General features: G+C 63.1%; 19 protein-coding genes and 2 tRNA genes. 13 read left to right on the forward strand and 8 right to left on the reverse strand.

Annotated elements, in window-relative coordinates; genetic code table 11:
* Positions 1-145: 145 nt before the first annotated feature.
* Together FCU66_RS25380 and FCU66_RS25385 are read right to left on the reverse strand one after the other, a co-directional pair.
* Positions 146-1,345, reverse strand: coding sequence for a cytochrome-c peroxidase (locus FCU66_RS25380; protein WP_136620495.1), 1,200 nt, complete (start codon positions 1,343-1,345; stop codon positions 146-148).
* Between the two features lie 7 nt (positions 1,346-1,352).
* Complete coding sequence (locus FCU66_RS25385) at positions 1,353-1,802, reverse strand: FixH family protein (protein WP_136620540.1); 450 nt, start codon at positions 1,800-1,802, stop codon at positions 1,353-1,355.
* Between the two features lie 151 nt (positions 1,803-1,953).
* On the opposite strand from FCU66_RS25385, the gene FCU66_RS25390 reads away from it, so the two are divergent.
* Positions 1,954-2,874: a sugar kinase gene (locus tag FCU66_RS25390; protein ID WP_136620496.1), complete on the forward strand. Its 921-nt coding sequence runs from the start codon at positions 1,954-1,956 to the stop codon at positions 2,872-2,874.
* A 10-nt stretch (positions 2,875-2,884) separates the two neighbouring features.
* On the opposite strand, the gene FCU66_RS25395 is transcribed toward FCU66_RS25390, so the two are convergent.
* The 3 genes from FCU66_RS25395 to FCU66_RS25405 all read right to left on the reverse strand — a co-directional run bounded on the left by FCU66_RS25395 (position 2,885) and on the right by FCU66_RS25405 (position 6,602).
* Positions 2,885-3,907: an aldose epimerase family protein gene (locus tag FCU66_RS25395; RefSeq protein ID WP_136620497.1), complete on the reverse strand. Its 1,023-nt coding sequence runs from the start codon at positions 3,905-3,907 to the stop codon at positions 2,885-2,887.
* A gap of 92 nt (positions 3,908-3,999) precedes the next feature.
* The gene (locus tag FCU66_RS25400) at positions 4,000-5,457 is read right to left on the reverse strand and encodes an NAD-dependent succinate-semialdehyde dehydrogenase (protein WP_136620498.1); all 1,458 of its coding nucleotides are present in this window, start codon (positions 5,455-5,457) and stop codon (positions 4,000-4,002) included.
* A 194-nt stretch (positions 5,458-5,651) separates the two neighbouring features.
* On the reverse strand, positions 5,652-6,602 hold the full coding sequence (locus FCU66_RS25405) for an AEC family transporter (RefSeq protein WP_136620499.1): 951 nt from the start codon (positions 6,600-6,602) through the stop codon (positions 5,652-5,654).
* Positions 6,603-6,748: 146 nt separating this feature from the next.
* On the opposite strand from FCU66_RS25405, the gene FCU66_RS25410 reads away from it, so the two are divergent.
* A complete protein-coding gene (locus tag FCU66_RS25410; RefSeq protein ID WP_136620500.1) occupies positions 6,749-9,769 on the forward strand; it encodes a caspase family protein in 3,021 nt (1,006 codons plus the stop codon).
* 97 nt (positions 9,770-9,866) lie between these two features.
* Positions 9,867-10,415 (forward strand): histidine phosphatase family protein, encoded by a 549-nt coding sequence (locus tag FCU66_RS25415; RefSeq protein ID WP_136620501.1) that lies wholly within the window; start codon positions 9,867-9,869, stop codon positions 10,413-10,415.
* On the opposite strand, the gene FCU66_RS25420 is transcribed toward FCU66_RS25415, so the two are convergent.
* Positions 10,412-10,882, reverse strand: coding sequence for an SRPBCC family protein (locus FCU66_RS25420; protein ID WP_136620502.1), 471 nt, complete (start codon positions 10,880-10,882; stop codon positions 10,412-10,414). The two genes, FCU66_RS25415 and FCU66_RS25420, sit on opposite strands and share 4 nt — an antisense overlap.
* Positions 10,879-11,127 (reverse strand): hypothetical protein, encoded by a 249-nt coding sequence (locus tag FCU66_RS25425; protein WP_136620503.1) that lies wholly within the window; start codon positions 11,125-11,127, stop codon positions 10,879-10,881. The genes FCU66_RS25420 and FCU66_RS25425 overlap by 4 nt, the downstream gene beginning before the upstream one ends.
* 256 nt (positions 11,128-11,383) lie before the next feature.
* On the opposite strand from FCU66_RS25425, the gene FCU66_RS25430 reads away from it, so the two are divergent.
* From FCU66_RS25430 to FCU66_RS25465, 8 genes are all read left to right on the forward strand, one after another.
* A tRNA-Lys gene (locus FCU66_RS25430) sits at positions 11,384-11,457 on the forward strand.
* A 2-nt stretch (positions 11,458-11,459) separates the two neighbouring features.
* Positions 11,460-11,535: transfer RNA gene (locus tag FCU66_RS25435), tRNA-Asn, on the forward strand.
* Positions 11,536-11,881: 346 nt separating this feature from the next.
* Positions 11,882-13,024 (forward strand): slipin family protein, encoded by a 1,143-nt coding sequence (locus FCU66_RS25440; protein WP_168992046.1) that lies wholly within the window; start codon positions 11,882-11,884, stop codon positions 13,022-13,024.
* A 233-nt stretch (positions 13,025-13,257) separates the two neighbouring features.
* Entirely contained in the window at positions 13,258-13,539 is a 282-nt protein-coding gene (locus tag FCU66_RS25445; RefSeq protein WP_010909964.1) for an acyl carrier protein, read from the forward strand.
* Between the two features lie 56 nt (positions 13,540-13,595).
* Positions 13,596-14,786: a beta-ketoacyl-ACP synthase gene (locus FCU66_RS25450; RefSeq protein ID WP_136620504.1), complete on the forward strand. Its 1,191-nt coding sequence runs from the start codon at positions 13,596-13,598 to the stop codon at positions 14,784-14,786.
* Positions 14,787-14,837: 51 nt separating this feature from the next.
* Positions 14,838-16,115, forward strand: coding sequence for a beta-ketoacyl-ACP synthase (locus FCU66_RS25455; protein WP_136620505.1), 1,278 nt, complete (start codon positions 14,838-14,840; stop codon positions 16,113-16,115).
* Positions 16,116-16,151: 36 nt separating this feature from the next.
* Positions 16,152-17,180: a zinc-binding dehydrogenase gene (locus FCU66_RS25460; protein ID WP_136620506.1), complete on the forward strand. Its 1,029-nt coding sequence runs from the start codon at positions 16,152-16,154 to the stop codon at positions 17,178-17,180.
* Positions 17,181-17,193: 13 nt separating this feature from the next.
* Positions 17,194-18,183 carry a lipid A biosynthesis lauroyl acyltransferase gene (locus tag FCU66_RS25465; protein WP_168992051.1) on the forward strand — a complete coding sequence of 330 codons (990 nt, stop codon included), beginning with the start codon at positions 17,194-17,196 and terminating at the stop codon, positions 18,181-18,183.
* Positions 18,184-18,247: 64 nt separating this feature from the next.
* Here the strand turns inward: FCU66_RS25465 and FCU66_RS25470 are convergent, their stop codons facing one another.
* The gene (locus FCU66_RS25470; protein ID WP_136620508.1) at positions 18,248-18,676 is read right to left on the reverse strand and encodes a L,D-transpeptidase; all 429 of its coding nucleotides are present in this window, start codon (positions 18,674-18,676) and stop codon (positions 18,248-18,250) included.
* A gap of 222 nt (positions 18,677-18,898) precedes the next feature.
* On the opposite strand from FCU66_RS25470, the gene FCU66_RS25475 reads away from it, so the two are divergent.
* Positions 18,899-20,179, forward strand: coding sequence for an acetylornithine deacetylase/succinyl-diaminopimelate desuccinylase family protein (locus FCU66_RS25475; protein ID WP_136620509.1), 1,281 nt, complete (start codon positions 18,899-18,901; stop codon positions 20,177-20,179).
* Between the two features lie 163 nt (positions 20,180-20,342).
* The gene (locus FCU66_RS25480; protein ID WP_136620510.1) at positions 20,343-21,821 is read left to right on the forward strand and encodes an ABC transporter substrate-binding protein; all 1,479 of its coding nucleotides are present in this window, start codon (positions 20,343-20,345) and stop codon (positions 21,819-21,821) included.
* Positions 21,822-21,979 lie beyond the last annotated feature (158 nt).

Genomic DNA, 21,979 nt, shown 5'->3' on the forward strand with positions numbered 1-21,979 from the left:
GCTCTCCCTGCAACGCTGAAAATTGGCGAAACCGGTCATGGCGGGGTCTTTCTCCCCGTCACTATACGGGGAGAAATGTCCGGCAGGACAATGAGGGGCGGCGCCAACATCGGCAATCTGTGTGAAGCGGTGCCACTATATCATCTCACTCCGAAAGCGTCTTCAAAAACGCCACCAGAGCCCCGCGCTCACGATCCGACAGCTCCAGCGGGTGAACTTCGGACGTTCCCTCGACGCTGGGTGCAGCCTTGGCGTAGTGCGCCACCACCTCGTCGAGCGACGAAAACTGCCCGGCATGCATATAGGGCGGTCGCGTTGCCGCACCGCGCAACGACGGCGTCTTGTAGGCGCGGATCAGTTGCGGCGCATCCTTGACCATGAAGCGCAACTCGCCGCAGGCGCTGGCGTCGCCATCGCGATAGGCGCCGAAGCAGTTGAACGGGTCGGCCTCGACTTGGTGCACCGCATCGATGCGGCCGCGATCCGGCGGCAGATCCGCAACCGGCGGCACGCCGGTGTTGTGAAAGCTGTTGTCGGTGAAGCGCGGGCCATCGTGGCAGGTCACGCAATTGGCCTTGCCGATGAACAGTTTCAGCCCAAGGATTTCTTCCCGCGTAAAGACCGCATCGCCCTTCGGCTCGGCGCCTGTGGCGAGATCCAACGCAAAGCGGTCGAAGCGCGTCGGCGCCGGCTCGATCGAGCGTTCGAAGGCAGCGATCGCCTTGCCGATATTGGCAAACACCCCGTTGATGGCATCACGCTGCGGGCCGCTCATCGCGTTCCAGGCAGCCTTCTCGGCGTCGGTTCCCAATGGGCTGGCATTCAACGGCATGCCGGAAAAGTCAGGCAGCGGACCGAAGATGCGCTCATAGCGCTCGCCGAAGCGCGCCTTGATGTAATGCGCGTAGGCGGCGCGGTTTCCCGCCTGCTCCAGCGGATTTTCGAGCGGCGTCAGCGCTTGCGCCCACAGGCTGTCGCGGCGGCCGTCCCAGAAGAACCAGGGATCGCGCGCCACGCCGGCCAGCGGCATGGTGCGCCGGTTGGTGTGGCCGACGCCGACCGCTTGCGGCAGGTCGTCCTGGAACTGGCGGTCGATCTTGTGGCAGGTCGAGCACGAAACCGTGCCGTCGCGGCTCATGCCGAGGTCGAAGAACAGCGTCGAGCCGAGTGCGGCGGCGGCCGGCACGTCGGCAAAGCGGTTGGTGGTGTCGGGCTTCAGTGGCGGCAACCTCGACAGCGCCAGCGAGGCGATGGTCTTCTTCTCGGCGTCGGAAAAGTCAGGCTTGCCGCAACCGGCGAGGATGACGGCGACCATCAGCGCCAGAAAGCAGAAAAGGCGCTTCATCGATCGCTCACAGCACCACGTTGAACAGTACTGTGTCGGAGCCGGCGCCGGACGAGATGGCGAAGCGAAGTTGCCACCAGCCGCTCATGGTGAATTTCAGCCCCTCGATGCGGTAACGGCCTTCGCCCAGGTAATCGGTGACCTGCGGGCTGGTCGGCAGGCCGTGATTGTGTTGCGGCATGCCGCCGGAGATGGCGATCGCGGCTCGCTCCACCGAAGCCCCTGTCTTTGTTTTCAGGGTCAGCAGCCAGGATTCCAGTTCGCCCTGCCGCACCACGCCCCGTTCCGGCACGAAGCTCGCCATGTACAGCCCGTTGTCGGTTTTCTTCGTCCGCGAGACATCCGGGCCGGCAGGCTGCGCCGACCGCGGCGCCGTCAGATAGACGACCGCTAGAATGCCGACCAGCAAGGCAGCCAGACCAAGACCTGCCAGAAGATAGCGCCATAGTGATGCCAAACCGGTTCCTCTTCTGCAGACAACGCTCTGCCGAACGGATCGCATCCCGCCAGCCTGTGGGAAAACGCTGTGGCGGAAAAAACCCTGCTTGCCAAGCATGGCGCTGCCGTTGGCAAAAAGCTACAGCACCGAGATCACTGGAGGATTGTAGATGGCGGGAACCGGCATCGCCTCGATCGGCGAATGCATGCTCGAACTGTCGGGCCAGACGGGACCGAACTGGTGCATGGGCTTCGCCGGCGACACGTTCAACACGCTGTGGGCGCTGCATGCGTTGAGCACTGAGCGGCCGGCAACCTATGTCTCGGCCTTCGGCGACGATCCCTTCTCGCAAGGCCAGATCGATTTCTTCGCCGAGAACGGCATCGGCATCGGCTCCAGCCCGGTCATAGCGGGCGCACGGCCCGGTCTCTATGCCATCACGCTGACCGGCGCCGAGCGTTCCTTCACCTATTGGCGCGGCGATGCCGCCGCGCGACAGCTCGCCTCGGATCCGGCTGCGCTGTCGAAAAACCTGGAAAATCAGGCGCTTGTATACTTTTCCGGAATCACTTTGGCAATTCTGGACGATGCCGCGCGCGCCGCGTTGCTGATGGCCGTCGCCAAGGCGCGCTCGGCCGGTTCACTTGTCGCCTTCGACCCCAATTACCGGCTGCGGCTCTGGCGCAGGCGCGAGGATGCGCAGGCAGCGATCATCGAAGCCCTTGCCGTCACCGACATCGCATTGCCGACCTTCCCCGACGAGCAGATGCTGTTCGGCGATGAAGCGCCGCAGGCGACCGCGGAACGGCTAGGGCAAATGGTCAAAGAGGTCGTCGTCAAGAACGGCGAAGCGCCGGCGCTGGTTGCCCAACGAGGAACATTACGCGAAGTCCCGGCGATCCATGTCGCAGCTCCCGCCGATACGACGGGCGCCGGTGATTCCTTCAACGGCGGCTACCTTGCGGCTCGACTTGCCGGCCACGACCCGCTGGAAGCCGCGCGCCGTGCCCATCGCGTCGCCGCCGCCGTGGTGCAGGTACGCGGCGCGCTAGCGCCGTTCGAGACGCTGCGAGCGGCATTCGAAGGCTAAGGTCTGAAAACTAGGGCAGGCGGAATCTGTATTCCGTCACGTGGTGGTAGATCGCGCCCGGCCACAGCGTTGCCTGCGGGAAATAGGGCCGGTTCGGCGCATCCGGCCAAATCTGCGGCTCCAGGCAGAAACCGCAAAATGCCTTGTAGTTCCGCCCTTCCAGCCCGGTGCGCGGCGTCACATACTGGCCGGTATAGAGCTGAACGCCGGGCTCGGTGGTCCAGACCTCCATCTCGACACCGGAACTGGCGCCTTGCGTCCATGCCGCCTGCTTGAGCGGCCCGCGTGCCGAAGCAAGGCAGAAATTCTGGTCGTAGGGCAGCTGTTCACCCTCGGTCTCCATGCGCAGCGGCCGCGCCTGGCGGAAATCGAACGGCGTGCCGTCAACCGGCTTGACCACCCCGGTCGGGATCATGTCGCCATCGACCGGCAGGTAGGCGCCGGCATTCAGCATCATCCTGTGGTCGAGAATGTCGCCGGCGCCGCCATCATCCAGGTTGAAGTAGGAATGCTGGGTGAGATTGCACAGCGTCGGCTCCTCACAGGTGGCGGTCAGCTCGACGCTGAGCGTGCCGGGGATCTTCAGCCGGTAGGTGCAGGTGACATCAAGCGCGCCGGGAAAGCCCATCGTGCCGTCGGGATCGTGCAGGGTCAGCGTGACGAAATCCCTGCCATGCAAGGAAACCGTCCACGGCCGGTGGGAGTAGCCTTGCGAGCCGCCATGCAGCGTATGCTTGTCGAGGAAATTCGGCTCGGTCTGGTAGCGATTGCCGGCGATGGTGAAGCGGCCATCGCGGATGCGGTTGGCATAGCGGCCGACGACGGCACCGAAGAAGGCCGTATCCGTCTCGTAGCTTTCCAGACGGTCATAGCCGAGCACCAGCGGCGCATCGTGTCCGGTCAGGCGCAAATCCTGGATGATCGCGCCCAGGCCGATGATGTTGGCGGTGATACCGCCGCCCCTGATCGTGAAGCGACGCACCGGCTCGCCTGCCTGCGTCGTGCCGAAAACCTCGCCGTCCTTCATCGCCATGCCCGTAAATGCCAGTTGATCCAGAAGACTTCGGCTGGTTTTCCCACGCGAGATGGGCAGGCCATCGGCCTCCCCATCTCAGGGATAGCCTATCAGAGGCCGAGGCCGCCGATGCAGACATATTTGGTATCGAGATAGTCCTCGATGCCCTGATGTCCGCCTTCCTTGCCGAGGCCGGATTCCTTGACGCCGCCGAACGGCGCTTCCGGCGTGGTGATGAGGCCTTCATTGACGCCGACCATGCCGTATTTCAGCCCTTCCATGACGCGGAAGGCGCGGCCGAGATCGCCGGTGTAGAAATAGCAGGCGAGGCCGAATTCGGTGTCGTTGGCGAGTGCCACGGCTTCCTCTTCGGTCTCGAACTTGAACACGGGTGCTACCGGGCCAAAGATCTCTTCCTTCATGAAGCGCATCTTGGGTGTCGCGTTGGCGATGACCGTCGGCTGGAAGAACGAACCGCCGAGCGCATGGCGCTTGCCACCGGCGACGATCTTGCCGCCCTTGGAAGTGGCGTCGGCGATCAGTTCCTCGACCTTCTCGACCGCCTTCTCGTCGATCAGCGGTCCCTGCTGCACGCCGTCCTCGAGGCCGGACCCGACCTTCAGCCCGTTGCTGGCGGCAGCGAGCTTCTCGACGAACTTGTCATAGACACCAGCCTGAACAAGGAAGCGGTTGGTGCAGACGCAGGTCTGGCCGGAATTGCGGTACTTGGCGGTGATCGCACCGGCGACCGCGCGCTCGAGGTCGGCGTCGTCGAAGACGATGAACGGCGCGTTGCCGCCGAGCTCCATCGACACCTTCTTGACGGTGACCGACGACTTCTGGATGAGAAGCTTGCCGACTTCCGTCGAGCCGGTGAAGGTGATCTTCGACACCAGCGGATTGGCGCAGATCTCGTCGCCGATCTCGCTGGCCGAACCGGTCAGGATGTTGACGACACCCTTGGGGAAGCCGACTTCCTCGGCGAGCGCACCCCAGGCGAGACCCGAGTAAGGCGTCTGCGACGCAGGCTTGACCACAGCGGTGCAGCCGGCGGCGAGCGCCGGGCCGAGCTTGCGGGCCAGCATCGAGGACGGGAAATTCCACGGCGTGATGGCGGCGATGACGCCGACCGGCTCCTTGGTCACCAGGATGCGGCGGTCTGCCCATGGCGACGGCACGACGTCGCCATAGGTGCGGCGGCCTTCCTCGGCAAACCACAGGATGTAGGCCGCGGCAGAGCCGATCTCGCCCTTCGATTCGAACAGCGACTTGCCCTGCTCGATGGTCAGCAGTTCGGCCAACACATCCTGATTGTCCATCATCGCGTCGTGCAGCTTGCGCAGCAGCTTCGAGCGCTCGAGCGCGGTGGTCTTGCGCCAAGACATGAAGGCGGCGGCGGCGGCTTCGATGGCGCGGCGCGTCTCGGCCTTGCCCGACTTCGGCACGGTGCCGATCTTGAGACCGGTGGCCGGGTTGTTGACGTCGACCGTCTGGCCGCTGTCGGCCTGCACCCATTCGCCGTTGATGAGATTGGCCTGCCGCATGAAATGGCTGGTTTTCTGAAGCATGGTCTATCCTCCGTTTCGGCGCCCTGACGGGCCGGTCTATGAATTCTTTGGTGAGCGTGCGAATGGACTGAAGCCGGCACGCCGAAGCCACTGCTCTTTACCTAGGGCAAGGCCCGCAAGCAATCGCAAGATGGCATATAGGGGTTAGGCCAGCGCGAGACGAGGCCAGGCGGCCATGCATCGCCCCAAATATTCTATCCAAAAACCTGCACGACAACCGTCAGCCAGAAAGCGGTGGTGACGGCGGCGCAGGCCGTGGCGATGGTCATCTGGTTCGACGCCAGCGCCTGGCCGGTGTTGAACTGCACGGCGATGAGATAGGAGTTGATGCCGGACGGCAGCGCGGCGACCACGACCGCGACCTTGGCCGTCAACGGCGGCAGGCCGAGCAGCCAAACGAAAGCAAGGACCAGCGCCGGCATCAGGAACAACTTCAGCACCGAAAGCGCCAGCGCCGGCCGGACATTGCCGGAGATACCGAAGCGGCGCAGGCTGAGGCCCATGGCAAACAGCGCCACCGGACCGGCCGTATCGGCCAGCGCATCGACCAGCCGCATGACAAGGTCGGGCAGCGGCACGCCGCTGAGGCGCCATGCGAGACCCGCCAGAATGCCGATGATCAGCGGGTTGATGAACAGCCGCCTCAGGAAACTGCGGATGATGCGCAAGGGATGCATGGGCTCGCCGCCGCCGCGGCCGAACATCTCGAACAGAACGATCGAGGCCATCATCATAATCGGCAGGTGCACGGAGACCAGCAGCGACAGCACTTCGAAGCCGCTCGGGCCGAATATGCCGAGGATGAAGGGGGCACCGAGCAGCACGACATTGGAATAGGCCGACGATACGCCGCCGACGACACCGGCGCGTGCATCCCGCCCGAATATCCGTGTGGTGACGACATGGCCGGCGGCCCAGGTGATCGCAACGGCCGCGAAATAGGCGCCCCACAGCGGCCAAGGTGCCACGCCGTGGAAATCGGCATTCACCATGGTCTGGAACAAAAGCAATGGCATCGCCACGCTGACCGCGAAGTCGGATATCCCCTCGCCGCTCGCCGGCTTCAAATAGCCGGTGAACCCGGCGAGATAGCCGAGCGCGACAAGGCTGAAGACGAAAAGGACCGTTTCGGTGAGCGGAGACATTTTTACCGTGACAGGCGAGTTTCCGGTGATAGGCGAGCCACGGTCGCGGCGCAATCGCGCCCGAATTTGATCATGCCCGAATTTGATCATGGTAGGCTGGCAGCATTATAGAGGGCTTGGATCATCAGGGCGGACATCAACGACAAATGGCCTTTGTCGAAACCACGAAGTGTAATCTTTTGCGGCAGGCGTGGCTGACGGCTTTCGTCGCCGCACTGCTTTGCCTTGCCGCGACCGCGCTTGCAGTTGCCGAGACGAAAAGCCTGAAGGGCGTGGCGCTGATCATCGGCCAGTCGAAATACGAACACATCGCAGCGCTGCCCAACCCCGCCAACGACGCCCGCGACATGGCCAAGATGTTGACCGACCTCGGCTTCGACGCCCGCAGCGTCACCGATCGCGACGCCACCAAGCTGAAGCGCGACCTGGAGCGTTTCACGGAAGATGCCGAAGGCGCCGATGTCGCCTTCATCTATTATTCCGGTCACGGCATCGAGGCCGGCGGCGAGAACTATCTGGTTCCGGTCGACGCCGACGTGTCGTCACTGAAGGATGCCGACGCGGCTTTGGTGCCGATTTCCGCCGTCATGGACGCGTTGAAAAAGACCGTGCCGGTGACGATCGTGCTGCTCGACGCCTGCCGCACCAATCCGTTCCCGCAGGACGCCGTGGTGCGACGCGCACCGACCGCTTCCGCCTCGCCGATTGGTGCCGGCGGGCTGGAACCGGTGCGCGGCGCCAAGGCGCTCGGCAATGCGCCGGCGGCCGACGCGAGCCTGGGTACGGTGGTCGGCTTTGCCGCCGAACCGGGTCGTCCGGCGCTCGATGGCGCCGCCGGCGAAAACAGCCCTTACGCGTCCGCCCTGCTGCGCCACCTCGCGGCGATGAAGGGCACCGAGTTCGGCTCGGTCATGCGCATGGTGACCGAAGAAGTCTATCTCGACACCAAGGCAAGGCAGCGCCCATGGGTCAATGAAAGCCTGCGCCGGCTGCTCTATTTCGGTGTCGCGCCAGCGGAGCCGACCGGCGACGACGGGCTGATCACCGGCGAGCGGCGCCAGCTGCTGCTGACGATTTCCGACCTGCCCGACCCGAAACGGGCGCAGGTGGAACTGGTCTCGCTGCAGGAAGGCGTGCCGCTCGATGCACTCTACGGTGTGCTGAAGGCGCTGGGCACGGAAAAGATCCCTGAGGATCCATCCGACCTGCAAAAGGTGCTCGACGCCCAGGCCGAGCGCCTGAAGAAGATGATGTCCGAGCGCGCCGCTTTGCGCACCGACGATCCGGAGATCAAGCGCCTCGTCGCCTCCGCCGACAAGGCCATCGGCCAGGGCGCCATCGTGACGGCGCGGAAATTCCTCGACGATGCGGTCGGCCGGGTCGAACAGACCAACGATGCGGTCGATGAGGCCGAGGATCTCGTCAAGCAGAAGCGCCTTGCCGATGCCGCGATCTACGCCAGACGCGCCGGTGCCTCGGCGCTGGTCTTCGACTACAAGTCCGCCGCCGGCGACTACGCCAAGGCGTTTTCGCTGGCCGAAAAATGGGACGACAAGCTGCGCTGGAACTACAAGAACCAGGAAGCCGAGGCGCTGAACGCTTACGGCTACGCCACTGGCGACCTGGATGCGCTGCAGCGCTCCATCGAGGCCTATCGCACCATCCTGAACTTCATCCCCAATGGCGAACAGAATCGCGACTGGGCGATCACCCGCAACAACATGGCGGTGGTGCTGCAGACCATCGGCGAGCGCGAGACGGAGACCGCACACCTTGAAGAGGCAGCGCTGATCTTTCGCGATTCCCTCGTCGTGTTCGAGCGCGAGAAGGACGATCTCAACTGGGCCGCCGCGCAGAACAATCTGGCCAATGTGCTGTTGAAGATCGGCGAACGCGAGAGCGACCCGAAGCGCCTGAACGAAGCGGTGGTGGCGATGCGCGCGACATTGGAGAAGCGCCCGCGTGAAAAAGTGCCGCTCGACTGGGCCGCTTCGCAGAACAATCTCGGCCTGGCGCTCTATGCGCTGTCCGAGCGCAAAGCCGCCGGCGAACATCTGACGCAAGCCGAGGCGGCCTACCGGCTGGCACTTGAGGAATACACGCGCGAAAAGGCGCCGGTTGAATGGGCGATGGTCGAGAACAATCTCGGCAACACGCTGGTGTCGCTCGGCATTCAGCTCAACGACAAGGCGAAGATCAACGAGGCGGCCGACGCGTTCCGTGCCGCGCTCGAGGTGCGAACCCGTGAAACCTTCCCGGTCTCGTGGGCAACCAGCCGGCTCAACCTCGGCAACGCGCTGAGCGGCGTCGCCCGCTTCGATATGGGCACCGGCGCGCTCGAGGAGGCCGCGGCCGCCTATGACGATGCGCTGACGGTGTTTACCCGGCAGCGTTTCCCGATGGACTGGGCGTCGGCGCAGAACAATCTCGGTTCGATCTACCAGACGCTTGGCCAGCGCACCCGCGACGCGGCCAAGCTGGAGCAGTCGGCCGCGGCGTTCCAGGCCGCCCGGCAGGTCTATGTCAGACGGAAATTCCCTCTCGACTGGGCAATGAGCCACTACAATCTCGGCAACACGCTGCAGCTTCTGGGCGGCGTCACCGACAAGCCCGAGCATTACAGCGAGGCGGTCGACGCTTACCGCGATGCATTGCGCGAGTATAAGCGCGAGACGAATCCGCGCCAATGGGCGTTGGCCCAGGCCGGCCTCGGATCGACGCTGCATTGGCTGAGCATGAGCAATGCCGACCCCAAGACCTTGCTAGAGTCCATCGCAGCCCGCAGGGCGGCACTCGAAGTGCTGACCGTCGACGCGGCACCGGTCGACTGGGCCAACGCCCAGAACGGCATCGGCATGAGCCTGCTCAACCTCGGCAATCTCGAACGCACCGACAAATATCTCGGTGATGCCGAGGCCGCCTTCACGGCGACGCTGAAGGTATTCACCAGGGAAAGCCTGCCCATGCAGTGGGCCTTCGAACAGAACAATCTCGGCGACATCCATTGGAACCGCGGCAGCTATGGTGGCGGCAAGGCTGAATATCAAAAGGCGATCGAATTCTTCGAGAACGCCAAGCAGGGCTTTACCGAAGCCGGCTACACGATCCCCATCCCGCTCACCGACCAGAAGATCGATCTGGTGAAGAAGCAGATGGCGAAGAAGTAGGCTTACCGCCGACCGCGCCTTGTCTTTCGGCCGGCTTTACCGTCCCTATATGTCCTGTCACCGGAACCCATTGCCGGGAACCGGAGAAGGATAGCGGATGATTCGATTTGCCTTGGCGTTGTTCCTGCTTGTTGTCCCCCGCGTGGCTCACGCCACGGATGCAGGTTGGGCGCTGCTGCGCGATGGCGGCCATGTCGTGCTGCTTCGCCATGCCATGGTCACCGGCACGACCGATCCGGCCAATTTCGACGTCGACAGCTGCGCCACCCAGATGAACCTGTCGGCGCGCGGCAAGCAGCAGGCGAGCAAGATCGGCGCTCTGTTTGCCGCTCGGGCGGCACCGATCGAGCGCGTGCTGTCCAGCCGCTATTGCCGCTGCCTCGACACCGCCCGCATCGCCTTCGAGGCCGAGCCGGAACTGTTTGCACCGCTGGATCTCCTGAAGGGCGACGAGACGCAGAAGGCCGCGCAGATCGCCGCGATCATGAAGGAGATCCGCGCCTATTCCGGCTCCGACAATCTGGTCATGGTCACCCATCTGGAAGACATCGTGGCACTGACCGGCATCTCGCCGCGCGAAGGCGAGGCCGTGGTCGTCGAGCCGCAGGGCGATGGCCTGCGCGTGCTCGGCCGCGTCACCTTTTAGGCGTGGCGATGTCCGGCTGACGCGCCGGTGAGCAGCCACGCATCGATGCGGACTTTCCATGCCTCGATCATATGCGCGAACGCATCCTGCGTCAGTTCTGACAGATACGACCTTCCTGCCGCGTTCAAGGCCGTGAACGTATAGGCAATCGACGCTTCAGTGCCGCCGTCGGTCACCTGGCGGCAGGCCACCTCGACAAACCCGAAACGCGAATCCGGAGTGACCCTGACATAGCGGACACGATGCCCGGCAGGATCCCAGTCGGCGCAGGCCCAGAGTGTCGTCTCACCACCGTGGACGGTCCGGAAGACCATGCCTTGCTGCGTTTCTCCGCTTTGCGGATGCAGGAACTCCGGCTCCCAGCCATCCACCCACAAGGTCTCGCCGATCGGCGTGAACAACGGGAAGACGCGATCGATCGGCCCGGAAAGAACGATGCTGTGATTGCGCTCAAGATGGCTCGTCATCCGCCTTCCCCCTCAGTCAGGCGGTGGCTGTCCGCCGCGCCGAGCTCCAGTCCGTAGATGCGCTTCAACTGGCTGATCGTTTCCAGGGTTGCTGGTGAAAACGGCGCCTGCCCTTCGAAAGCATGCAGCACGATGCCTTCGATCAGATCGCCGAGGCTCATGTCGCGATGCTCGGCCAAGGCCTTGAGCACTTTCACCAGTCGTTTTTCCAGGCGGACCCCGGTCTGAACGCGTTCGATGTTCATAACCTATTGGTATCATGGTACATTGGTACCATCAAGTGTGGATACCTGGCGACGACCGGGCCTGTTGCCGAAATGCCACCATTGAAAGAAGCCGCGAATCGGCCACCACATGCCGCTTGCGACAACCCGTCGCAGGGGCTATAGGCGCGCTCCCGGTCACGAGAACCGAAGTGAGCACAGCGGTTGGAGCTTTCGTCTCCGCCCGTGCAGGCGGCTTTGCCGCCCTGTATACGGCGCCGCTTCGGGGATTGGGATCGCGGATGTAGCTCAACTGGGAGAGCGCCGGATTTTATCCGGAGGTTGTGGGTTCGAGTCCCTTCATCTGCACCACGGATAGCTCAGTTTGGTTAGAGCATCAGATTGTTAATCTGACTGTCGAAGGTTCGATTCCTTCTCCATTGGCCTCCAAGCCATCCGAAAAACGGTCCGGGGACTGGAATGCGAAAGACTGGACGGACGGCCCAAGCCTTCGGGTGCGGATCATCCCAACAGTCTGACGCCATCGGCTCGCGGCCAGGCCCGCGGTGACGATCAAGGCGCAACGTCGCCGGCAAAGGAAGCTTCGGCCTCCGGCGCCCGCTTCACTGCCCCACGATCCGCTCCCGCAGGCCCGCCACGGATTGGTGCCACCAGTCCCCGGATCATTCGTGCCCGGACCATGATGCAAGACGACGATGTGAAACGAGAAACGAAAAGGAAGATCGACGCATGACTTGACGCCTCGCATGGGGCCATGCCCGACAGGAGTGAGACAATGACTATTCTCGACAAGGTTCTTGGGCGCGAGCGCGTCCTCGTAAGGGAAAACGAACGTGCCCTCACCCTCCACAAGGGGGAGATCAAGGCTGTCCTGCTGCCGGGCGAGCACGCGCTCGCCAACCGGCGCGGCAGCCTTGAAGTGTCCCGGCACGATCTGAAGAACCCGGAATTCGTTTCGGCATACGAGAAGGCGTTGTTCGACAAGCTCCCGGATGTGGCCGCGCGTCATTTCACCGTCGTTCGCACCGGGCGCACGGAGGTTGCCGTCATCGAGCGTGACGGCAATTTGCACGCCGTGCTGGCGCCGGATCGCAAGCTCGTGCTGTGGACGGATGCCGGTCCGTGGAAGGTCGCGCTGATCGACACATCAGTCGATCTCGCCATCGATGCGGCGGTCATGCGCCGGCTCGGCCAGGCCCGGAAGGCGGAATTGATGTCCGTCCATCCGGTCGTCGATGGTCAGGCCGGACTGCTCTTCATCGACGGTGTCCTGGTCAGGACGCTGACGGCGGGCGTGCATGGCTTCTGGAACGTCGGACGCATGGTGCAGATCAAGGTCGTCGACCTCAAGCGCCAGTCGCTCGACGTTGCCGGGCAGGAAGTGCTGACCAAGGATCGCGTGACGATCCGCGTCAACATCGCTGCCGAATACCGGGTCGTCGATCCGGTCAAGGCGGTGAGCATGGTGAAGGACTTCTCCGAAGCCCTCTACCGCGCCCTGCAGTATGCCTTCCGCAAGACGCTTGGCGCGCTGACACTCGATCAGATCCTCGAAAAGAAGGTGACGATCGACGAGGAAGCGGCAGCCAAGGTCCGCGCCGACATGGCCGAGATCGGAGTGGAGGTCAGCGATATCGCCCTCAAGGATGTCATCCTGCCGGGCGAGATGCGCGAGATCCTCAACCAGGTGGTGTCGGCCGAAAAGCAGGCCGAGGCCAACATCATCCGCCGCCGCGAGGAGACGAACGCCACGCGTTCGCTGCTCAACACGGCCAGGGTGATGGCGGAAAACCCGGTGATGCTGCGGTTGAAGGAGCTCGAGGCTCTGGAAACCATCGCCGGCAAGGTCGAGCGGCTGACCGTCCACAACGGAACGGGCGGACTGCTGAACGACCTGGTCAAGCTCCGCGACAGCTGATGCATGTCGCCCAAAAGTGGTTCCGGTTTTGGAAAAACGACATGCATCGAAACAAAGGCTGACGTAACGTTAACGGAAGGGCCGCCGGGTCGACCGGCGGCCCTTCTTGCGTTTCCTAGGCACCCTACCCATCTGCGCCCGGCGTATCAGGCCTTTTCCTGCCGGGAAAAACCGATTAGACAGCGCCCAAACAAGATGCGGACAGATTCCGCCCGCAACCGAAGGAAAAGCCCTTGTCCACCACGTTCGACAAAGTCGCCAAGATCATTGCCGACACCAGCGAGATCGATATCGACACCATCACGCCCGAAAGCCACACGATCGACGATCTCGGCATCGACAGCCTCGATTTCCTCGACATCGTCTTCGCCATCGACAAGGAATTCGGCATCAAGGTGCCGCTGGAAAAGTGGACCCAGGAGGTCAATGACGGCAAGGCTTCGACCGACGATTACTTCGTCATGAAGAACCTGTGCGCCAAGATCGACGCACTGGTCGCCGCCAAGACCGCCTGACGTCAGTTGAGCGCGCGATCTTGACGCGCTCTGCCGCCTGACCCACAAAGCCGCCCATGAGCAGCCCCCGCGACGTCGTCATCACTGGTATCGGCCTTGTCTCCTCGCTGGGGGAAGGTCCGGACGCCCATTGGCAGAAGCTCGCGCAGCCGGGCCTACAGCCGGTGCTCGAAGCGGCGCGCTTTGCACCCTATACCGTCCATCCATTGCCTGAGATCGACTGGAACCTGCAGATCGCCAAGCGCGGCGATCAGCGCCAGATGGAAACCTGGCAGAGGCTCGGCACCTACGCTGCCGGCCTTGCACTGGACGACGCCGGCATCAAGGGCAATGACGAACTCTGCGCGACCATGGACATGGTTGTGGCCGCAGGCGGTGGCGAGCGCGACGAGGCGGTCGATGCCGCCATTCTCGCCGCTTCGGAAAGCCGCAATGACCGCGATGTGCTGCTCAACGAGAAATTGACCACCGAATTACGGCCGACACTGTTCCTGGCCCAGCTGTCCAACCTGCTCGCCGGCAACATCTCCATCGTCCACAAGGTCACCGGCTCGTCCAGAACCTTCATGGGCGAGGAAGGTGCCGGCGTCGCCGCCGTCGAGACGGCCGCCGCGCGCATCCGCTCGGGCCAGTCGACACACATCCTGGTCGGCGGTGCCTTCCAGACCGAACATTCCGACATGCTGCTCGGCTATGAGCTTGCCGGCTATTTGCATCGCGGCCCGTGGAAGCCGGTCTGGCAAAGACAGGGCGCTGAAGGCGGCGGCGTTGTGACCGGATCCGGCGGCGCCTTCCTGGTGCTGGAGCAGCGCGAACACGCGACAGACCGGGGTCGGAAAATCTATGCCGAGCTTGGGCCGGTCGTCTCTGGCCGCGCCAGGCGGCCACGGGGAGAACTCGACGCCGAGATCGCCGCACTGCTCAAGCAGGCTGCATTGCCGAACGGCAAATTGCTGGCCCTGTCGGGCGCATCGGGGGCGCATGCGGCGACATCAGCCGAAAAGGCAGCGCTCGACGCCAATCCGGCGATCGCCGCGCGCGGTTTCTCGACGCTGACCGGCCACATGAAGGAAGCGCAGTTTCCCTTCGCCGTGGCGCTGGCGGCACTCGCCGTCGACCGCAAGGCCGCCTATCCTGTTTTTGATACCGCAGCCGAGACGCCGTTCGAAGGCGTTCCCGCAGCCGTCCTTGCAACGGCGATCGGCTATCACCAATTCGAAGGCATGGCGCTGGTCAATGCCGCCTGAGGCGGTGTTTCCACGATCCATGCTGTAACGATAAAAGGTCGAGGGCTACCGATGGCCAATCTGAACGATCACATGGGCAGGCCGATCGTCGCCGTCACCGGCATCGGCGTGGTGACCTCGCTTGGCGTCGGCAAGGCAGACAATTGGGCGGCGCTGACTTCGGGCAAGTCGGGTATTCACCCGATCACCCGCTTTCCCATCGATCAACTGAACACCCGCATCTCCGGCATGGTCGATTTCCTGCCGTCGAGTTCGAAAGGAGCCAGCCCACTCACCTATGAGCTAGCCGAGCTTGCCGGCCTCGAAGCGGTGACCGAAGCCGGTCTTGATTCCAGCGATTTCGGCGGACCGCTCTTCCTCGCATCGCCGCCGGTCGAACTCGACTGGGCCGAGCGCTTCTCGCTCTACAACTCTGACAAGGACAAGGATGACACCGCCGCCGAAAGACTGCTTCGGGTCGCGCGTAGCTTGAAAGAGCTGGATATTTTCGAGACCACCCAGTTCGGTTCGATCGCCGACCGGCTTGCCGACCGCCTTGGCACGCGTGGTCTGCCGATCACGCTGTCGACGGCTTGCGCTTCAGGTGCCACCGCGATCCAGCTCGGTGTCGAGGCGATCCGACGCGGCGAATGCGACCGCGCGCTATCGATCGGCGCGGACGGTTCGGCGACCGCCGAGGCATTGATCCGTTTCTCATTGCTTTCGGCGCTCTCCACGCACAACGACATTCCCGAAAAGGCATCGAAGCCCTTCTCCAGGGATCGCGACGGCTTCGTGTTGGCCGAGGGATCCGGGGCGCTGGTGTTGGAATCGCTTGAGACGGCATTGGCTCGCGGCGCGACTATTCTCGGCGTCCTGGGCGGTTGCGGCGAGAAAGCCGACGACTTCCACCGCACCCGCTCGAAGCCGGACGCTTCGCCGGCCATCGCCGCTGTTCGCGCCGCCCTCGCCGATGCCGGCCTGAGTGAAGACGAGATCGACTATGTCAACGCCCACGGCACGTCGACTCCGGAGAACGACAAGATGGAACATCTGGCGCTGTCGACCGTGTTCGGCGAACGGATCGGCTCGATGCCGGTCTCGTCGAACAAGTCGATGATTGGCCACACGCTGTCGGCGGCAGGCGCGGTCGAGGCGGCGTTTTCGCTGATGACGATGCGCGAAAGCGTCATTCCGCCGACCATCAACTATGACAATCCCGACCCCGCGATCGTGCTCGACGTGGTGCCGAACAAGAAGCGCAATGCCGAGGTCCGCACCGTTCTGTCGAACTCCTTCGGCTTCGGCGGCCAGAACACTTGCCTTGTCATGGCGCGGGAACCGGTCTAAGCGACCTTTTTCAGCCAGACTGAACCGACAGGCCCCATGCGCGCATTGCAACTTATAGAGGACCGCCGTCTTGAGACGGTGGACCTGCCGCCTCCCCCACCGCCGGCACTCGGCGAAGTCACGCTGCGCATCAAGGCAGTGGCGCTGAACCACATCGACGTATGGGGCTGGCGCGGCATGGCTTTCGCCAAGCGCAAGCTGCCGCTGGTCGTCGGCGCCGAAGCCTCCGGCGAGGTCGAGGCGGTCGGCCCCGGCGTTTCCAGCCTCCTGCCCGGACAATTGGTGTCGATCTACGGCGCGCGCACCTGCGGCCTTTGCCGCGCCTGCCGCGAAGGCCGCGACAATCTCTGCGAACATGTTTCGGGCGTTCACGGCTTCCATCTCGACGGCTTCGCGCAGGAAAAGATCAACCTGCCGGCCCGCCTGCTGGTCCCTGCCCCACCCGGCGTGACCGACATCGGTGCGGCGGTGGCGCCCGTCACCTTCGGCACGGTCGAGCACATGCTGTTCGACAACGCCAGGCTGCAGCCCGGCGAGACCATCCTCATCCATGCCGGCGGATCCGGCATCGGCTCGGCGGCCATCCAGCTGGCCAAGCGGATGGGCTGCACCATCATCACCACCGTCGGCTCCAACGACAAGATCGACAAGGCCAAGGCGCTCGGCGCCGACCATGTCATCAACTATCGCGACGACCGTTTCGAGGGCGTCGTGCGCAAGCTGACCAAGAAGAAGGGCGTCGATGTCGTCTTCGAACATGTCGGCGCCGACACTTTTGCCGCCTCGATGCTGTGCCTGAAGCGTGGCGGCCGCCTGGTGACCTGCGGTTCGACTTCCGGCGTGTCGACGCAGATCAACCTGATGCAGCTGTTCCAGCAGCAACTGAAACTGCTCGGTTCCTTCGGCTGCCGCATGGAGAACATGGCCAACGCCATGCAGAAAATGGCGGCGGGACAGGTCTCACCTGTCATCGACACCGAAGTCGACTTCGACGGTATCGATGCCGCGCTGAAGCGCATGGAAGGCCGCGACGTTTTCGGCAAGATCATCTTGCGCGTCGGCTAGAGCCTTGACCTCTGTGTTCAAGAAGTTCCGCCGGGACCTCAAATTTCGTTACGGCAGGCAGCTGCGCCAGCTCAATTACTGGCTGGTGGCGCGCGCGGCGATGATGATCATCTCGGTTCTGCGTCTGTTGCCGGCCGACAGTGCGCTGAACTTCGCCGATCGCGTCGCGCGCCGCGTTGGCCCGTGGGTGGGGCGCCATCAGGTCGCCGTCGACAATCTGCGCAAGGCCTATCCCGAAAAGGGCGAAAGCGAAATCCAGGCGATCGCCTCTGACATGTGGGGCAACATGGCCCGCCTTGCCGCCGAATACATCTTTCTCGACGCCCTGTTCGACTACGATCCCGCGGCCAGCAAGCCAGGCCGCGTCGAGGTCAAGGGAATAGAGCATTTCGTCGAGATCGCAGGCGAACAGAAGCCGCATATTGTCTTCACCGGCCATCTCGGCAATTTCGAACTCTTGCCGGTGGCGGCGGCGACCTTCGGCATGAACATCACGGCGCTGTTTCGCCCGCCCAACAATCCCTATCTCGCCGACTACATCCTGTCGACGCGCCGCTCGACCATGGGCTCATTGCTGCCATCGATGGCCGGCGCCTCATTCGCGCTGGCAGGGGTTCTGGAAAATGGCGGCAACATCGGCATCCTTGTCGACCAGAAATTCTCCAATGGACTGGATACGACATTCTTCGGCCGTCCCTGCCAGAGCAATCGGGTGCTGGCCACCCTTGCCCGTCACTACGACTGCGACGTTTATCCGGCGCGCTGCGTCAGGCTGCCAGGCAATCGCTTCCGGCTCGAGATCGAGGACAAGTTGACATTGCCGCGCACCACTGACGGCAGCGTCGATGTCCACGCCACCACCCAGCGTCTCAACGACGTGGTCGAACGCTGGGTACGCGAAGATCCCGGCCAGTGGATGTGGTTCCACAAAAGGTGGGAGATCGGCGGCGGGCGGAGAAGGGTCCGACCGAAGCTCGCTCCGGCTGCAAACACTCAAGGCTAGCCGCTGGCGAGGACGTTGGTCCCGCACCAGCAGATGACGCCAGCATCGGCGAACCGGAATCGCGTCAGTTGGTGACGACAATCCGCGTGTTGCCGAACCCCACTTCCCGCACCATCGAATAAAACGCTGCGGCATTGGCGGTGTGCAGCCGCACGCAGCCATGCGATGCCGGGCGGCCGAGCTGCCTGACGGCGCCGGTTCCGTGGATGGCATAGCCGCCATGGAAGAACACGGAATAGGGCATCGGCGACATGTCGTATTTGCGCGAATACCACATCCGGGCCGTGCGCTGCGGCCGATAGGTGCCGCGCGGCGTGTAATAGCCGCTGCGGGCCGTGGAGACACTCCACCGGTAAACCGACAGGCCATATCTTACCGTCATCGTCTGCGACGACACGTCTATGTTTGCAACGAGGCTGGCTGCCCAGCCCTGCCCCGAAGCACCGAACAGCATCGCGACAAACACCGCTGCCATGAGAACTGTCTTTTTCATGTGATCAAACCCCTTTGATTGCCCCTTACTTGCCTGCCATCACGTTGTTTTTCATCTTTTTAATGGCAGGTGAATGAGGTAACACACACTCCTTGACCAATTCGCCAATCCAAAGCAGCGAATTTGAACGATTTCCCGCGATAGTTGCCGCAACGACACGCCGCACGGGCCTGATCACCAGCGGGCTTGCAAAACCAAGTCGATCGCTGCTCAACTCCGTGCATGAACGAGCGACTCCTCCAGGCAATCGATGACAGGCGCGACGATGTCGTCGCGCTGACCGCCGAGCTGATCCGTTTTCCGACTGTCAATCCACCCGGCGAGGCCTACCGGCCATGCGCCGAATATCTCGGCGCGCGGCTGAGGAAGAGCGGTTTCGAGACCGAATTCATCCGCGCCGAAGGCACGCCCGGCGACACCGACCGCTACCCGCGCGTCAATGTCGTTGCCCGTTTCGACGGCAGGTCATCAGGCGCCTGTGTCCACTTCAACTCGCATATCGACGTGGTCGAAGCCGGCGACGGCTGGACCGTCGATCCCTTTGCCGGCATCGTCAGGGACGGCAAGGTCTATGGCCGCGGCGCCTGCGACATGAAGGGCGGTCTTGCCGCCTCGATCATCGCCGCCGAAGCCTTCCTGGAAGTGTTTCCCGACTTTCCCGGCGCCATCGAAATATCCGGCACCGTCGACGAGGAGTCCGGCGGCTTCGGCGGCGTCGCCCATCTGGCCAGGCTCGGCTACTTCTCAAAACCCAGGGTCGACCACGTCATCATTCCCGAGCCGCTGAACAAGGACCGCATCTGCCTCGGTCATCGTGGCGTCTGGTGGGCGGAGATCGAGACCAAGGGCGAGATCGCGCACGGCTCGATGCCGTTTCTCGGCGACAATGCGGTACGCCACATGGGCGCCGTGCTCAGGGCATTCGAGGACGAACTGTTCCCCGCACTCGATCGCAAGATGACGCGCATGCCGGTCGTGCCCGAAGGAGCAAAACGCTCGACCATGAACATCAATTCGATCCATGGCGGCCAGACCGAGGATTTCCGGCCCGGCCTGCCCTCGCCCAACGTGCCCGATTCCTGCCGGCTGACCATCGACCGCCGTTTCCTGCTCGAGGAAGATCTCGACACCGTCAAAGGTGAAGTGACCGGCATTCTCGACCGGTTGAAGCGCGAGCGGAACAAATTCGACTATGAAATCCGTGACCTGATGGAGGTCCTGCCACTGATGACCGAGCGCGACGCGCCGGTGGTCAAGGCGGTTGCGCAAGGCATCATGGCGATCTTCGACCGCGAACCCGACTACGTCATTTCGCCGGGCACCTACGACCAGAAGCACATTGCCCGCATCGGCCATATCTATGATTGCATCGCCTATGGGCCTGGCATTCTCGACCTTGCCCACCGGCCGGACGAATGGGTCGGGATATCGGACATGGTGGAATCGGCAAAGGTGATGGCGATCGGGCTCAACGTGCTGCTGCGCGGCACGGCCGCGGGATAAGGCGCGCACGGCGACAAGCTTCGACCTGCTGATGAGGCCGCCAGGACAAAAACATTCCCGGCCACGCCAACGGGCAGAACGAAACGCAATTTACTCCGCGGCGAAATCACGCTTCTATCGCCCGGGTTTGAGCACGTGTCTGAAACGCATGGGGAGTTGCACGATGAAATTGTGGAAAACCATCCTGGCCGCTGCAATGCTGTCACTGGCCGCCAGCACCTCCGCGTTTGCCGCGCGAACCGACCTAGTCATCGGCATTCCCCTCGAACCGCCCCATCTCGATCCGACCGCCGGTGCCGCCGCGGCGATCGACGAGGTTCTCTACGCCAATGTGTTCGAGGGCCTGACGCGCATCGGGCCGAATGGCGAGGTGCTGCCGGATCTAGCCGAAAGCTGGACCATTTCCGATGACGGCAAGGTCTACACTTTCAAGCTGCACACCGGCGTGAAATTCCACGACAGCACCGATTTCAACGCGGACGACGTGAAATTCTCGCTCGATCGCGCCCGCGCCGACAATTCGGTCAATGCGCAGAAGGGCCTGTTCGCCGCCATCGACAAGGTCGACGTTGTCGACCCGGCAACGGTCAAGGTGACGCTGAAGAACCCGCAAGGGTCCTTCCTCTACAATATGGGCTGGGGCGACGCGGTGATCGTGGCGCCTGAATCGGCCGAGACCAACAAGGAGAAACCGATCGGCACCGGCCCGTTCAAATTCCAGAGCTGGGCCAAGGGATCGTCGATCACCCTGGTCAAATCGGACACTTACTGGGGCACACCTGCGTCTCTCGACAAGGCCGAATTCCGCATCGTTCCGGATGCCGCGGCCGCCGTGCCGGCGCTGCTCTCCGGCGACATCCAGGCCTTTCCCTTCTTTGATCCCGACAGCGTCGCGCAGGTCAAGGACGACCCGCGCTTCAAGGTGGTGATCGGCTCGACCGAGGGCGAGACCATCCTGTCAATCAACAACAAGAAGCCACCCTTCGACAAGCTGCAGGTGAGACAGGCGATCTCCTACGCACTCGACCGCAAGGCGATCATCGACGGCGCTTCGGCCGGCCTTGGCCAGCCGATCGGCTCGCACATGTCACCGGCCAACAAGGACTATGTCGACCTCACCGGCCGCTATCCGCATGATGTCGCCAAGGCCAAGGAATTGCTGAAGGAAGCAGGGCTGGAGAAAGGCTTCAAGGCGACGCTGAAACTGCCGCCGCCCGGCTATGCCAGGCTGGGCGGCGAAATCATCGCCTCGCAACTTCGCGACGTCGGCATCGATCTGGAAATCATTCCGGTCGAATGGGCACAGTGGCTGGATCAGGTGTTCACCAAGAAGGATTACGACCTGACCATCGTCTCCCACACCGAACCCAACGACATCGATATCTATTCGCGCAAGGATTATTACTTCAACTACGACAACCCGGCCTTCGACAAGGTGATCGCCGATCTCGGTGTCACCTCCGACGAAGCCAAGCGCAAGGAATTGCTGGGGCAGGCGCAGAAGATCCTGGCGGACGATGCCGTGGTCGGCTTCCTCTATGAACTGCCCAAGGTCGGCGTCTGGGACGCCAAGCTGCAAGGGCTCTGGGAAAACGCTCCGATCCAAGCCAATGACCTGACCAAGGTGAAGTGGTCGGATTGAAGACTCAGGCTGCCTGGCGGAACTTGCGCTCCGTCACACCCCCCTCTGCCCTGCCGGGCATCTCCCCCTCAAGGGGGGAGATTTTGCTCTCGCCGCTGCTTTCGCCAATCATCAGCGCTGTATTTGTGCCGCCGGCGCTGAAACTGCCAATCTCCCCC

This window comes from Mesorhizobium norvegicum (assembly GCF_004919685.1).
Classification (GTDB): Bacteria; Pseudomonadota; Alphaproteobacteria; order Rhizobiales; family Rhizobiaceae; genus Mesorhizobium; species Mesorhizobium norvegicum.

Excerpts from the sequence above, each read along its gene's own strand:
- FCU66_RS25455 (WP_136620505.1), top strand. The coding sequence starts at position 14,838 with ATGGCCAATCTGAACGATCACATGGGCAGGCCGATCGTCGCCGTCACC.
- FCU66_RS25395 (WP_136620497.1), bottom strand. The coding sequence starts at position 3,907 with ATGGCGATGAAGGACGGCGAGGTTTTCGGCACGACGCAGGCAGGCGAG.
- FCU66_RS25480 (WP_136620510.1), top strand. The coding sequence starts at position 20,343 with ATGAAATTGTGGAAAACCATCCTGGCCGCTGCAATGCTGTCACTGGCC.
- FCU66_RS25390 (WP_136620496.1), top strand. The coding sequence starts at position 1,954 with ATGGCGGGAACCGGCATCGCCTCGATCGGCGAATGCATGCTCGAACTG.
- FCU66_RS25415 (WP_136620501.1), top strand. The coding sequence starts at position 9,867 with ATGATTCGATTTGCCTTGGCGTTGTTCCTGCTTGTTGTCCCCCGCGTG.
- FCU66_RS25470 (WP_136620508.1), bottom strand. The coding sequence starts at position 18,676 with ATGAAAAAGACAGTTCTCATGGCAGCGGTGTTTGTCGCGATGCTGTTC.
- FCU66_RS25410 (WP_136620500.1), top strand. The coding sequence starts at position 6,749 with ATGGCCTTTGTCGAAACCACGAAGTGTAATCTTTTGCGGCAGGCGTGG.
- FCU66_RS25460 (WP_136620506.1), top strand. The coding sequence starts at position 16,152 with ATGCGCGCATTGCAACTTATAGAGGACCGCCGTCTTGAGACGGTGGAC.
- FCU66_RS25405 (WP_136620499.1), bottom strand. The coding sequence starts at position 6,602 with ATGTCTCCGCTCACCGAAACGGTCCTTTTCGTCTTCAGCCTTGTCGCG.
- FCU66_RS25425 (WP_136620503.1), bottom strand. The coding sequence starts at position 11,127 with ATGAACATCGAACGCGTTCAGACCGGGGTCCGCCTGGAAAAACGACTG.
- FCU66_RS25440 (WP_168992046.1), top strand. The coding sequence starts at position 11,882 with ATGACTATTCTCGACAAGGTTCTTGGGCGCGAGCGCGTCCTCGTAAGG.
- FCU66_RS25450 (WP_136620504.1), top strand. The coding sequence starts at position 13,596 with ATGAGCAGCCCCCGCGACGTCGTCATCACTGGTATCGGCCTTGTCTCC.
- FCU66_RS25400 (WP_136620498.1), bottom strand. The coding sequence starts at position 5,457 with ATGCTTCAGAAAACCAGCCATTTCATGCGGCAGGCCAATCTCATCAAC.
- FCU66_RS25475 (WP_136620509.1), top strand. The coding sequence starts at position 18,899 with ATGAACGAGCGACTCCTCCAGGCAATCGATGACAGGCGCGACGATGTC.
- FCU66_RS25420 (WP_136620502.1), bottom strand. The coding sequence starts at position 10,882 with ATGACGAGCCATCTTGAGCGCAATCACAGCATCGTTCTTTCCGGGCCG.
- FCU66_RS25380 (WP_136620495.1), bottom strand. The coding sequence starts at position 1,345 with ATGAAGCGCCTTTTCTGCTTTCTGGCGCTGATGGTCGCCGTCATCCTC.